Genomic DNA, 13,263 nt, shown 5'->3' with positions numbered 1-13,263 from the left:
CGGGTTGCGGGGGTACTCCCGAGGTCGAGGTCGAAGGGTTGACGAAGCCGTTGCATCGCTTCGGCGCTGCGGTCGGTCTCCTGCTTCGGCGCATCGTCCTGCGCTGGCCGGTGGTCTGCACCACGGAACTCCACAGCGTTCACGGACATACTGGCTCCCCGTTCATCGGTCTTGCTTTCGGCGGCAGTATCACCCGTATTCCTCCGTTCGGGAACCTATTTGTCGTCACCTTGTGCGGCGGAGTGGCTCGAGCACCGCAGCCACCCTCGCCCTCGATTCATGATCACGAATGACTCTCTAGGGGCCAATGACCGGACATATACCTCGTATTCCCTTAAAATGGTAAGGCGTGATCGACTACCGGCTCCTGTTCCGGCGTTCTCCGACGCCGCTGCTGGTCCTCGATCCCGACCTGATGATCGTCGAGGCGAGCGACGCCTACCTCGCGGCCACCATCACCCGGCGCGAGGACATCGTCGGCCGGCACATCTTCGACGCCTTCCCCGACAACCCCGACGACCCGGAGGCCCGCGGCGTCGAGGCGATCGAGGCATCGTTGCAGCGGGTGCTGCGCGACCGCGCCCCCGACGTGATGCCGGTCCAGAAGTACGACGTCCCGCAGCCCGGCGGCGGCTTCGCGACCCGCTACTGGGCGCCGCTGCACACCCCGCTGATCAACGCCCACGGTGACCTGGAATTCATCGTGCAACGGCCCGAGGACGTCACGGCGTACATGCTCGCCCAGACCGCCGGCGGCGAGCTGGGCCGGCTCACCGAGGAACTACGCCAGCGCATCGGGCAGGCGGAGGCCGAGATCCTGGCCCGCCAACAGCTGCAACGACAGCAGCACGAAACCATGCAGGTGCTCGCCGACAGCCTGAAAGCCGCAGTGCTGGGCTGCGATTGCCTCGGGCTGCCGGTGCTGTGCAACGACGCGGCCCGGGCGCTGATCGGCGACCGGCTCGCCGGCGCCCCCGCCGAGCAGTGGCCGCAGCGGCTGGACCTGTTCGACCCGGCCGGGAATCCACTGGCGGAGGCCGACAACCCGCTGGTCGGCACGCTGCACGACAGACACGTCCACGACGCCGAGGTCGTCATGCGTACACCGGACGCCCCGGCCCGTACCTTCCTCATGCACGCCGGCCCGATCGAAGGCCGCACCGACGTCGTCGCCGTGGTGGCGATGAACGACGTGACGGCGCTGCGGCGCGCCGCCCGCCTCCAGGAATGCGAGCTGCGGACCGCGAAGCTCCTCGCGAGCGCCGAACCCACCGACGAGGTGCTCGTCACTGTGGTGCAGCTCGTCGGTTCGATGATCGGCTGGGCGGCGACCGAGGTCTGGATCGTCGACGAGGTCGGGCAGGTCCTGCGCCGCGCCGCCTGCTGGGACGCCAGCGGGTGCAGCCGGGTCTGCGCCACCGACGAACCGTTGCCGCCCGACGGCGGACTTCCCGCCAGGGCCTGGCAGAGCAACCAGCCGCTCTGGGCGACGGACCTCGACGAGGACCGGGCGCCGCTGCCCGCCGCGCTGGCCATCCCGATGGCCAGCGGCACCGACGTGCTCGGTGTCCTGGTCTGCTACAGCGAGACCGCCGAGATGCCCGACGACACCCGGACCGCGATCCTGACCGGGATCGGCGCGCAACTGGGCGGATTCCTCGAACGCCGCCGCGGCGACAGCCTCGCCGCCGAACTGGACCGCACCAGGGACGAGTACGCCGCGCTGGTCGGCCACGAGGTGCGCACCCCGCTGACCAGCATCCTGTCCTGCACCGAGCTGCTCCTCGACGAGCCCGGCCTCGACGGCGACCACCGCGACATGGTGCAGGTGATGCATCGCAACGTCGGCATCCTCTCCATCATCGTCGACAAGCTGCTGGACGTGGCCGGGCTGCGATCCGGCCAGCTCGAGGTCCACCGGCGGCCGATGGACCTGGTCTCCGTCGTCCGTCAGGCGGTGGAAGCGGCACGCGGGCGCGCCGACCGGGACGTGACCATCACGGTCGACGCACCCGCCACGATGCCGATCCGGGGCGATCCGGAGCGGCTGCGCCAGGTCGCCGACGAACTGCTGAACAACGCGCTGATCTGGGCGCCGGAGCACTCCACGGTCGGGGTACGCCTGGCCGCCGACGCGTACGCCGCCGTGCTCGACGTCGCCAACATCGGCGAGCCGATCCCGGCGAGCGAGCGCGGCCACCTGTTCGACCTGTTCTTCCGCGGTGGCGCCGTCCGGCACAGCGGCATACCCGGCTCCGGTCTGGGCCTCACCCTGGCGCGCGCCGTGGTCGAGCAGCACGGCGGCACCATCACCGTCAGCGACCCCGCCGAACCCTTGACCGTCTTCACAGTCAACCTGCCCACCCAGCCCACGGCGGACAGGTGACCCCGCGACCTGGTCAGCAGGTGGAGTGCGCCCCACCGTTCGGCGTCCAGTACATCGAGCCGCCCTGGAACAGCTGGTACCGGCCGCCGCCTCCCGGCGTGTCCGCCTCGTCGGCGATCGGGTAGCGCAGGCAGCTGCGTTCCCAGCCCTTGGCCGCCCACTCGCCACGGATGGCGCCGTAGACGGTGTGCGCTCCGGTCGCCGGCGTCCAGTAGATCGAACCGCCGCGCTCGAAGTGGTTGTACCGGCCGACGCGGTCAGGTGTGGTCAGCTCATCGGTGAGCGGGTAGCCGTAGCCGCTCTCGCGCCCGTACTGCACCCACTTCCCGAGGATCGCGCCCCACACGACGTGCGCCCCGGTCCGCGGATGCCAGAACACGCTTCCGCCTTTGAACCACTGCTGCCGGCCGCCGCCCGCCGCGTCCGCCTCCGTCGTCGTGGGACACCCGAGTTTGCCGTTCTGCGCGTTGAGTGACAGGTACTTGTCCTCGATCGCGCCGTAGACGAGCACGCCGCAGTGGTAGCTGCCCTCACCGGCATGCGCCGGCGCGGAACCGATCAGCGCGGTCACCGCGAGACTCACCGAAACGGTCGCCGCCCTGAACATCAGCCGCTTGGACATGGCATTCCTCCTAATAGTCCGGCATTTACCTTTTGTGAACGCCGAAGAGGTAGGCATACCACTCGTGCCTAGCGGCCGGCGGAGGTTCCGCGTGGCCCTGGCCGGAAAGACCGCCGATCTACCGGATCACCCGACCGACTCACGGGCGGCATCCTCGATGAACGCCACCGTCTCCCCCGGCCGCGACACGAACAGCAGGTGCGACGCCCCGTCCAGCACCCGCACCTCGGCACCGGCCCGCTTCGCCATGAACTCCTGCGCCGCCCGCGGGATGATCCGGTCGGCGCCGCTGATCAGGTGGAAGCTCGGAATCGTACGCCACGCCTGCGGCCCGGAAGCGGGCTCGCCGAGCGCCGCGCCGGACGCCGGACGCTGCGTGACCGCGTACAGTGCGGCCTCCTCCTCGGGCAGGTCACCGGCGAAATTGGCGTGGAACACCCGCGGGTCGATGTAGAGGTCGACCTGCCCGTCCGGCAACGGCACCGGCTTGAGCGACGCACCGACCGTGCTGCCCGGGAACTGGTTCACCAACTGCTCCGCGCTCTCCCCGGTGTCCGGAACGAACGCCCCGAGATAGACCAGCGCCCGCACCGCCTCGTTCCCGACGGCGGCCGCCGAGATCACCGCGCCGCCGTAGGAGTGCCCGACCAGCACGATCGGACCGTCGACACTCGCCAGCAGCGCCGCGACCCGAGCCGCGTCGAACGACAGGCCACGCAGCGGGTTCGCGGCCGCGACCACGGGATAACCGGCCGCCAGCAGCCTGCGGGCGACCTCGGCGAAGCCGCTGCCATCGGCGAACGCGCCATGAACCAGGACGATCGTCGGCTTGCTCATGCTTCTCTCCTCATCGGTGGGACCGTTGACGCCGACGACCCTAAAAGGGTGCTCTGAACAGGCACTGAACGCCGGGCGACGGTGGTCAGGCGGCGGTGCCCGAACGCTGACTCCGCGTCAAGTCCGCGTCCACACCGAACCCGCACCCTGAGGCAATGACCGACAACCTGCCGAGCGGGCCGCGCCTGGACGACGAGCAGTTCCGCCGGCTCGCCGTGTACGGCGACATCGAGCACGCCGAGCACGGCCGCTGGCTGTACGTCACCGGCGACGACACCTACGACCTGTTCCTGCTGCGCTCGGCAACCGTGGACATCGTCCGCGAGGCAACCACGATCGAGCCGGAGCGTCGCGTCTATCAGGGCCGCCCGGGTGACTTCCTCGGCGAGTTGAGCCTGCTCACCGGCCAGCACGTCTATCTGACCGCGCGGGTGGTGCAGGCCGGCACGGTGGTCCGCGTCGGCGCCGGGGCGCTGCGCCGGGTGCTGGCCGAGCAGGTCGACATCGCCGACGTGCTGATCGAGGCGTTCCGGGCCCGCCGCGACACCATCCGGGCGGCAGCCGGCAACGCCCTGGAGATCGTCGGCCGGCCCGGTGACGCCGCCGCGCGGGAGCTGCGCACGTACGTCTCTCAACTGCTGTTGCCGCACGCCTGGCTGGACGCGTCCGGGGTTTCCGGGCTCGCCCTGATGCGCTCGGCCGCGATCGCCGAGGCGGATCTGCCGGCCGCGGTGATCACCGGTTCGGTCCTGCGCCGGGCGACACCCGGTGCGCTGGCCGAGGCGCTCGGCCTCACCTACCGGGCCGGCGACCGGCCGGCCGATCTGATCGTGGTGGGCGGCGGCCCGGCCGGCCTGGGCGCCGCCGTCTACGCCGCGTCCGAGGGCCTGAACACCGTCCTGCTCGACTGCTCCGGCATCGGCGGGCAGGCGGCCAAGAGCGCCCGCATCGAGAACTACCTCGGCTTTCCGCAGGGTGTCAGCGGCGAGACCCTGACCCGGCTCGCGATGGTCCAGGCGCTGAAGTTCGGGGTACGGATCTTCTCGCCCTGTGCCGCCACCGGCCTCGACCTGACCGACCCGCGCCACCCGGCGGTCGTCCTGGCCGACGGCTCCCGGGTCGTGGCCCGGGCGGTGATCGCCGCTACCGGCGCACGGTACCGGCGTCTCGACATCGCGCGATGGGCGGCGTTCGAGCAGGCGGGCTGCATCCGGTACGCGGCGGGTGAGCTGGACGTACGCGGCTACGAGGGCCTGCCGGTCACCGTCGTCGGCGGCGCCAACTCGGCCGGGCAGGCGGCCCTGTCGCTGGCAGCCGGCGGCGCCGCCGTACGCCTGATCGTCCGCGGCGACGACCTGGGCGCGAAGATGTCGTCCTATCTGGCCGACCGCATCCGCACCCACCCGGCGATCCGCCTGCACACCGGCGCCACGGTCCGCGATCTGCTGGGCAACGGCACACTCGAGTCGATCGTCGTGGGACGCGACGGGACGCCGGGGCAGCGGCTCGACTGCCGGGCGCTGTTCTGCTTCATCGGCGCCGACCCGGTCTCCGACTGGCTGACCGGTGTCGCCAAGGACGACCGCGGTTTCGTGCACACCGGCGGCCGGTCGGCGTTGCCGTTCCAGACCAGCAGCCCGCGGGTCTTCGCGGTCGGCGACCTGCGCTCCGGTTCGATCAAGCGGGTCGCCACCGCGGTCGGCGAGGGCGCCAGCGCCGTGTCCTCGGTGCACGCCGCACTCGCCGACGACCGACCTCCTACGGCGCCTCGATGACCAGGTCACCGGTCGGCAGCGTCTGACACGCCAGCCGCCAGCCGTCGTCGAGTTCCGCGGCGGAGAACATGCCCCGGCTGTCGGTCTCGTAGTCGCCCTTGAGTACCCGTACCCGGCAGGTCCCGCAGGATCCCTCACCGCAGGACTGCGGAAACGGCACCCGCGCGGTGTTGGCGGCGTCGAGAACCGTCTGCCCCGGCGGGCACGGGAACGACTCGCCGCCGGCCACACCGATCCGGTACTCGGCGACACCGGCCTGCTGCGCAGCGAGCGCGACGGCGTGCGCCCGCTCCCGGCGGGTCCGGCCGCTGCTGCCGGACACGAACGCCTCGGTGTGCACGATGTCGCGCGGCACGCCGAGTGTCGCGAGGTGCCCCAGAACGTCCTGCATCATCGGCGCCGGCCCGCACAGATGCACCCGGGACGCCCCCGCCGCGTGCCGGCGCAGCACGCCGAGATCGATACGACCGGACCCGGCCGGCCCACTGCGGAAGACGAACACCTCGAGTGCGGGAAGAAGGGCCGCCAACCGGTCGAGTTCACCCTTGAACGGCACCTCGCCCCGGCAGCCGAGCAGCAGCACGATCCGCCCGCGATACCCGGAATCCGCCGCACAGGCCAGGACGCTCATCAGCGGGGTCACGCCGACGCCACCGGCGATCAGCAGCAGCGTGCCGTCGCCCGGTTCGGTGCCGGGCGCCCAGGTGAACGTGCCGGACGGCCCGGCCACCCGCAGGGCCTGCCCCACCCGCAGCTCGTCGTGCAGGAAGGTGGAGCCCAGACCGTCGGGCTCGCGCTTGACCGCGATCTCGGCGTACCCCGTCGCCTGTGGACCGCTGCAGATCGAGTAGGACCGTTCGATCGGCTCCACCGCCACCGGCAGCTCGACCTTCAGATACTGCCCCGCGACGAACCCGAACGGCAGCACACCACCGTCGAGCGGCTCCAGCCGGATCCTCCGGATCTGCGGGGTCACCGTGTCCATCGCGGCCACCCGCAGATAGCCGCGCCACACACCGGACACCGGCGGCACCGGCGCGAGCAGGGCGCGCCACATCGCGCCGGTCCGGCGGCCGCTGAGCACCGCGTTCGCCGCCATCAGACCGCCGGCGAGCGCGCCGACCACCCCGGAACCCCAGGCGTCCTGACCGGCCACCACCAAACCCTTGACCGGGGTACGGGCACCCGCGGCCCGCGACCGCAGTCGTTGCGGAGTCGCCGCGAGCCCGTAGAACGAGCCCCGGACACTGTGCTGATAGTTCTCGAACGTCAGCGGCGTCGCCAGCTCGGCGAAGTCCACCAGCTCCCGGAAACCGGGCCACCGCTGCTCCAGCCGGTCCAGCAGACGGTCCGTCCACTCCGCTTTGAACTGCTCGTAGCCTTCCGGCCGGTCCCGCCACCGCTCGAAGTCGCCGGGGTCGACCAGTTCGAGCAGCTCCACGGTGTGGAAGCGGGCGGCCGGATTGTTCAGCGACGCGAACGACACGTACAGCGTGCCCCGCGCGGACCCGTCCAGGTCCGGCATGAACCAGTGGTTCTCCCCGTGCACCCCGAACTCGGCCGGCGAACGTTTCAGCCCGAGGAACAACATGACCGCGGACGGCTCCGCGGGCAGATCCACCTCCCGGCCCAGCAGCGCATACGTGTTGCGCACCCCGGCCGCCGACACCACCGCCGGCGCCGTCACCCGGTACTCGCGCCCGGTGGCCTGATCCACCACGTCGACACCGGCCGCCCGGCCCCGCTCGACGACGATGCGCCGCACCAGCTGCCGGACCCGCACCTCGACACCCCGCTCGGCGAGGATCTCCAGAACCACCTCGTTGATCGCCTTCGGGCCACCCACCGGATGCGCGGTGCCGTCCATGAAGAACGTCGTCGGCACCGCCGCGTGATAGCCGAACGCGCTCGTCGCCGGCGGTGTCCCGTACAGGCCCCAGCGCGCTTCCAGAATCGCCCGCAACCGCGGGTCGGTGACACTGCGATGCACCTCGTCGCGCAGCGACCTGTAGGCCGCCGGAAAAAGCCTTTCAACGACCGGAAAACCCATCATCCGTACGGGTGACGACATCGACGACAGCACATTGCGTGCCGCCAGCCCGACCATCGCCCGCCGCACCTTACGGAAGTAGCGGTCGATCGCCTTCGCCTCGTCCGGGAACAGCTGCACGAGCCGCGCCCGGAACTTCTCCCTGGTGGCGGGCACCGCGAAGTCGAATCCGGGAAAGTGCAGGACGTCGTAGTCGTCGGGCAGCGGCTGCAACTGCACCCGCCCGTCGGTCATGAAGTTCAGGAACGGGCCGGCGTTCCCGCTCATGTAGTGCACACCGGTCCCGAACCGGTACCGGCCCTGCCGGGCGAACTCGTGCGTCATCCCACCGGCCGTGTAGTGCTGCTCCAGCACCAGAACGCGTTTCCCGCCGAACTGCGCGAGCATCCGGGCGGCGGCGAGCCCACCCATGCCCGACCCGATCACAACCGCATCGACTTCTTCGAAGGCCATACCCGCAACCAACACGGCGCCACTGAACTATCTCTGAACGCGGCCCGCTACCACCATCGTGAACAGGTGCCGGTCAGGTGGCCCGGCGGTACATGTCCTCGGCCAGCTCGCGGGCCAGGCCGCTGAGCTCGCCGGCGGACCGGATCGGGCCCGCCTCGACGCCCGGCCGCAGCCGCTCCGCCAACTCGTCCAGCAGGTCGGCGATCACGCCGGCGCGCTGAACGGAGATCGCCACGATGTCCCGCGAGCCGGAGGCGCCGGGATCGTCGATCGCCGCGCCGGCCGCCAGCGCGGGACGGGCGGCAGCAACGTACTCGTCGAGCGGTTCGGCCCGCAGCCGGTCCGGGTGCCGCTCGACGGCGAACCGGCTCAGCCAGTGCTGGGCCGGGTCGCGTTCGGGTTGGGGCATGGTCACGGCCGGCTCCTGCTCAGTACCCGGTGCCGCTGCGCAGATGCCACGCGGTCCGGGCGGCGAGCTCACTGAGCGAGCCGTCACTCTCGATAGCACCGGCCCCGAAGCCGGGCGCAAGCCGCCGGGACAACTCGTCGAGCAGGGTGGCGATCACCTTGGCGCGCTGCCGGGAGAACGCCGCGACCTCGTCGCGCCCCTCGTCCGGATCGAGCCGCACCTCGGCGGGGCGGCCCAGCTCGATCAGCTCGGTGAAGCTCGCCGCCGCCTCGTCCAGCGCGATCGGGGTGCGCTGCTGCGTACCGTCCGGCAGGCGCCGGTAGTGCGCCTGGACCAGCAGGTGCCGGGCCGGATCACTGTGCACGAAAGGATCGGTCACCCCCCAACCCTATCCGCCGTGATCACGCCGCAGCCGCATCGACGCCGCATGCCAGGTGGACCAGAGGGACAGGCACTGAGCTCGTGCTTCAGCCTCCGGCTCCACCGCAGCATCGCCACGCGCTAGACCGCTGCGTCATCAACGGCGACTACAGCAAGTGCCGGAGCCGGGGCAGAGACAGAACCAAGCGCGCGTTGTCTGCGGCAAGAGAAGTGAGCCTCGGCCGGGAGAAGCAATCCGTGTACGCGGCTGCGCCGCGTACACGGATTGGCGGTTCAGAAGGGCAACTCGCCGTTCTCGTCCCGTAGGGTTCCGGTTGGGCCGTCAGCGCCCAGCGTGGCCAGGCGCACGACGACCGCAGCACTCTCTTGCACGGGCCTTCCGATGCCGAAGGCGGCGGTCATGTCGGTGGCGGTGGTGCCGGGTTCGAGCGCGTTGAACTTGATGCCCGGCTGGGATTTGGCGTACTGAATGGTGAGCATGGTCGCTGCTGCCTTGGACGCCGCGTAGAGGGCCAGCGGGATGCCGAATTCCGGCCGTTCGGGGTTGGTCACTGCCCAGAAAGATCCCATGCTGCTCGATACGGTGACCACCGTAGGGTTCGCTGATTTGCGTAGCAGCGGCAGGGCTGCCTCGGTGACGCGGACCATTCCCACAGCGTTGACGTCGAAAGCCCGGAGAGCCGCCGGACCGGTGGGGGCCTCGTTCGCGAGGATGCCGGCGTTGTTCACCAGAACGTCGAGCCGGCCCTCGGCCGCACCGATCGTCGCCAGCGCCTCGGCCACCGATTCGTCGCGAGTCACATCGAGCTGTACGAAACGCGCACCCAGCGTCGCCGCGGCCTTTTCGCCCCGCTCGGCGTCACGCGCGCCGACGTAGACGATGTGGCCCAATGCTGAGAGCTGGCGGGCTGTCTCGAAACCGATGCCCTTGTTGGCTCCAGTGATAAGGGTGACGGTCATTTGTCGGTGTCTCCTATCGCATCGCGTAGCCCGATCGGGCCATGAGGCACGTTATGAGCGACTCATGACGCGAGCCAGAGCACTGCGATGCCAGGGGTACGACAGGGCCCCCGCTGTACCCCGCACGGAGCTTTACGCTGGCCGAGTGCGTGAGACAACGAATGCCCTGGGGGCGTACCTACGGGCTCGACGCGAGTTGGTGACGCCTCAGCAGGCGGGCATTCCCGACGTGGGTGTGCGGCGTGTGCCGGGACTGCGACGCGAGGAGGTCGCCATGCTCGCCGGCATCAGCGCCGACTACTACCTGCGGTTGGAGAGGGGCCGCAACCGCAACCCCTCCGTGCAGGTGCTGGAATCGATCGCCCGCGTTCTGCACCTCAACGAGGAGCATTTCGCTCATCTGCTGACGCTGGCATGCGAAGCTCCCCGCCGGCGCAGACGCCGACCGCGCAAACAGACCCCGCCACCCGGCGCGCTCAAACTGATGGACTCCCTTGTCCAGCCCGCCTTCATCGAGGACCGCTACTTCGACATCCTGGCCTCGAACAGCCTGGCGAGAGCACTTTCTCCCGGCCTGGCCGTGGGTGGCAACCAGTTGAGAGACCTGTTCCTCGACCCGGCGGAGCAGGCCCTGCACCCACAGTGGGAAGCCGTCACGGAGTGCTTCATCGCCAACCTGCGACAGGCCGTGGGTAACGACGTCGACGATCCCCGCTTCATCGAGCTGACCGGCGAGCTTTCCCTGGCGAGCCCGCGCTTCCGCCAGCTCTGGGGCCGCCATGAGGTGCGCGGGCAACAAGGGGCGCCGGTCCGCCTGAATCATCCTCAGGTCGGGGAACTGTCCCTGAACCGCGAGCGGCTGCGCATCGACGGAACCGACGGCCTGATGCTGGTCGTGTACCACCCGAACGCCGGCACCAGCAACGCTGACAAGCTGGCACTCCTGGCCTCGGTCGGCCTGCCCACTTCAAACTCCTACCCGCAACTCCAGCGGACCGGCGCCGCGACGGACAACGACGCTTCCCGCTGAGCCCGCCAAGGAATCGAGGCGGGAGCGCCCCGAAGCGCCGGGCACCTCACAGCCAGTCACGTCGATGGACACGCGATGACAGCGGCAATTGAGTAACCCGTTCTGTCATGCTGTACCTACATGTGCGGCAGGCGACGAATTACCCGAGAAGCGCTAGTCGATCTCGTCAGGCATATAACCGAGCACGAGGTGGTCCATGGCTACGGGCAGACGGCCGAAGGAAGCCAGACGGTTCACGACGAGATAGACCTCTTCGTGTTCGTCGATGCCTAACCAGGCCATCCCGCAGGTGTCGCCGGCTACTTCTCCTATCGGGGCGATAACGCGGCCGACGCGCTCACTCCATGCGATGAATCTGTCAGCCTCGCCCGAGCAGTCGGTCGGGGTGAAGCTGACAGGCTCACGTGCGCATGTGACGCCCGGACCACCATGCGGAACTGCAAGCCCTCCGAACTCGGCGAGGAATCGACGAGCGACCGGATGCAGAGCGGGGAAGCCATCTCCGGCTAGTTCAACCTCCCAGCGCGTCGTGCTGACAACGCGACCCGGTCGCCAGCCAACCACTTCCAAGATTGCACGAGTCTGTTGGCTGAAATTGGCGGACGCCTCCACGACATGGACCGTAACCCATGGCGAAATGAAGTACCAGGACGCAACGAGAGCGTCCTCAACTCGGCACGAGCGCGCATCGGCCGACGCCGGGCGGCCGTGACGGTCCGTGGCGAGCGACTCGCGGCAGATCCAAACGACCATCGCGGCGAATCGACGCACGGGCCGCAACGGACATAATCGGTCCGAACCAGGGGCGGGCATCTGGACCACTCGTTGCGTGTGGCGCTTGAATGGGCGTCGTGTCTTGAAGCTGACCCGTTCGATCGAGGACTGTCAGATGAGCTTGAAGAACTGGAACTTCCGTCAGAAGCCGACCGGGATGTGGAGGCGACTGCTCCGCCTCCCCGTCTACCTCTACCGCGCCCGGCTCGGATTCTTGATGGGGCAGCGAATTCTCCTCCTGACCCACCGTGGCCGCATCTCCGGGCGCGTGTTCCGTACACCGGTCGAGGTCGTCGAGCACGATCAGGAGACAGGCGAGTACATCGTCTGCTCGGGTACGGGCCTGTTTGCAGACTGGTATCGCAACATCGCTGAACAGCCGGCCCAACAGGTGCAGGTCTGCAACCGGCGTTGGCGACCCCACCAGCGCATACTGGATACGCGGGAGGCGGCCCAGAGGTTTGCTCGCTACGAGGAACTGCATCCGCGGACAGCGCGGCGACTGCTCGCCTCGATGGGCAACAGCTACGACGGAACCGATGATGGTCGCGTTGTGATGATGACGAGGATGCCGATGGTCGCGTTCTCCCACTCTCAGCGGACCGTCGAGCCGGAGTCGCACCCATGAACGGCGCAGCAGATGCGGCGAAGAGACGCGGGTCCTCGACCGCACTACTTTCGGCTAGATCAGTTGCCCGCCCAGCCGATCGAGCACTGTCGCCGACTCCCGATCGACCTGGATCTTCAGCCGCACCGGGCCTCCATCCAGGAGCACGACCTCGTACCTGTCGCGTGTCGTCACGCCGGCTCGACTCAGCGGACTTACCACCGTGGCAGGCCGCGCATAGGTACGCGCTTCGGGTGGACCATACGTGGCAGAATGGGAACCGCGTTTTCCCAGTTCAGGGACCAGATGTGCCAGTCGCTGCGGCCCGCCTCCGCGCAAGCCGTAGCCCCCGGGGCATCGCGGCGCAGGTTCGGACCACGGCGGCCGTCCTGGCGACCCGTGAATTGACGGGCTGCGTGAGCCGGGCTTACCTGGGCCCCGCTGGACAGCCGGGATCGGCATAGTCACGTGAGCGCTCATCGGCACGAGCGCGCGTCGGCCGACGCCGGGCGGCCGTGACGGTCCGTGGCGAGCGACTCGCGGCTACCAGATGAGGATGCAGGCCCGGCGAAGAACGTCGACGGCTGTCATACAGACTGAGCTGATGACAAGCGTTGGTTTAGTGCGCACCTTCGACGCCGACGAAGGTTGGGGCGTCATTGACGGCCCAGATGTGCCGGGCGGTTGCTGGGTGCACTTCTCCGCCATCGCCATTGATGGATATCGTGAATTGGCGCGAGGGCAGCATGTTTCATTCCGCGCCGAGGCGGCGAGCCAGGACGGGTTTGCCTATCGGGCTGTGAAGGTCTGGATGGGTGGCAGTGAGCCGCCCGACCAGCCCGGAGTCCAGGGCAACTCTGCCGCTTACGAGAGCTCGCTGACTCTGATATTCGATCCGCCCCACCCGGGCGACGTGGCGGGGACGCAGGCGTAGACCTTGCATGCCGCGCACTACGCGGCAAATGAGGATGCCTCGTCC

The 13,263-nt window shown here is 69.3% G+C and carries 12 protein-coding genes; 5 read left to right on the top strand and 7 right to left on the bottom strand.

The features are described 5' to 3' along the window. The first annotated feature begins 349 nt into the window (after nt 1-349). Entirely contained in the window at nt 350-2,386 is a 2,037-nt protein-coding gene (locus tag BJ964_RS30355; protein WP_188123871.1) for a PAS domain-containing sensor histidine kinase, read from the top strand. Nucleotides 2,387-2,399: 13 nt separating this feature from the next. Here the strand turns inward: BJ964_RS30355 and BJ964_RS30350 are convergent, their stop codons facing one another. After that, complete coding sequence (locus tag BJ964_RS30350; protein WP_203832785.1) at nt 2,400-3,008, bottom strand: LGFP repeat-containing protein; 609 nt, start codon at nt 3,006-3,008, stop codon at nt 2,400-2,402. 126 nt (nt 3,009-3,134) lie between these two features. Beyond that, entirely contained in the window at nt 3,135-3,845 is a 711-nt protein-coding gene (locus BJ964_RS30345) for an alpha/beta fold hydrolase (protein ID WP_188123869.1), read from the bottom strand. 155 nt (nt 3,846-4,000) lie between these two features. Between BJ964_RS30345 and BJ964_RS30340 the strand changes: the two genes are divergently transcribed. Next, nucleotides 4,001-5,620: an FAD-dependent oxidoreductase gene (locus BJ964_RS30340; protein WP_188123868.1), complete on the top strand. Its 1,620-nt coding sequence runs from the start codon at nt 4,001-4,003 to the stop codon at nt 5,618-5,620. On the opposite strand, the gene BJ964_RS30335 is transcribed toward BJ964_RS30340, so the two are convergent. The 4 genes from BJ964_RS30335 to BJ964_RS30320 all read right to left on the bottom strand — a co-directional run bounded on the left by BJ964_RS30335 (nt 5,604) and on the right by BJ964_RS30320 (nt 9,873). Then, nucleotides 5,604-8,123, bottom strand: a complete 2,520-nt coding sequence (locus BJ964_RS30335; RefSeq protein WP_188123867.1) for an FAD-dependent oxidoreductase — start codon at nt 8,121-8,123, stop codon at nt 5,604-5,606. The genes BJ964_RS30340 and BJ964_RS30335 overlap by 17 nt on opposite strands. A gap of 73 nt (nt 8,124-8,196) precedes the next feature. After that, entirely contained in the window at nt 8,197-8,538 is a 342-nt protein-coding gene (locus tag BJ964_RS30330) for a hypothetical protein (RefSeq protein WP_188123866.1), read from the bottom strand. Nucleotides 8,539-8,551: 13 nt separating this feature from the next. Then, complete coding sequence (locus BJ964_RS30325; protein ID WP_188123865.1) at nt 8,552-8,911, bottom strand: hypothetical protein; 360 nt, start codon at nt 8,909-8,911, stop codon at nt 8,552-8,554. 275 nt (nt 8,912-9,186) lie between these two features. Continuing rightward, nucleotides 9,187-9,873 carry an SDR family NAD(P)-dependent oxidoreductase gene (locus BJ964_RS30320; RefSeq protein ID WP_188123864.1) on the bottom strand — a complete coding sequence of 229 codons (687 nt, stop codon included), beginning with the start codon at nt 9,871-9,873 and terminating at the stop codon, nt 9,187-9,189. A gap of 145 nt (nt 9,874-10,018) precedes the next feature. Between BJ964_RS30320 and BJ964_RS30315 the strand changes: the two genes are divergently transcribed. Beyond that, nucleotides 10,019-10,903: a helix-turn-helix domain-containing protein gene (locus tag BJ964_RS30315; protein WP_268248038.1), complete on the top strand. Its 885-nt coding sequence runs from the start codon at nt 10,019-10,021 to the stop codon at nt 10,901-10,903. Between the two features lie 153 nt (nt 10,904-11,056). On the opposite strand, the gene BJ964_RS30310 is transcribed toward BJ964_RS30315, so the two are convergent. Further along, nucleotides 11,057-11,515 (bottom strand): SUKH-3 domain-containing protein, encoded by a 459-nt coding sequence (locus tag BJ964_RS30310; RefSeq protein ID WP_188123862.1) that lies wholly within the window; start codon nt 11,513-11,515, stop codon nt 11,057-11,059. 277 nt (nt 11,516-11,792) lie between these two features. Here BJ964_RS30310 and BJ964_RS30305 point away from each other — a divergent pair, with 277 nt between their 5' ends. Both BJ964_RS30305 and BJ964_RS30300 read left to right on the top strand, forming a co-directional pair. Further along, on the top strand, nt 11,793-12,305 hold the full coding sequence (locus BJ964_RS30305) for a nitroreductase family deazaflavin-dependent oxidoreductase (RefSeq protein WP_188123861.1): 513 nt from the start codon (nt 11,793-11,795) through the stop codon (nt 12,303-12,305). Between the two features lie 583 nt (nt 12,306-12,888). Then, nucleotides 12,889-13,218: a cold shock domain-containing protein gene (locus BJ964_RS30300; protein ID WP_188123860.1), complete on the top strand. Its 330-nt coding sequence runs from the start codon at nt 12,889-12,891 to the stop codon at nt 13,216-13,218. Nucleotides 13,219-13,263: the final 45 nt, after the last annotated feature.

Origin of the sequence: Actinoplanes lobatus (assembly GCF_014205215.1) — a bacterium.
Taxonomy (GTDB): domain Bacteria; phylum Actinomycetota; class Actinomycetes; order Mycobacteriales; family Micromonosporaceae; genus Actinoplanes; species Actinoplanes lobatus.
This window is presented reverse-complemented; position numbering and strand designations above follow the sequence as displayed.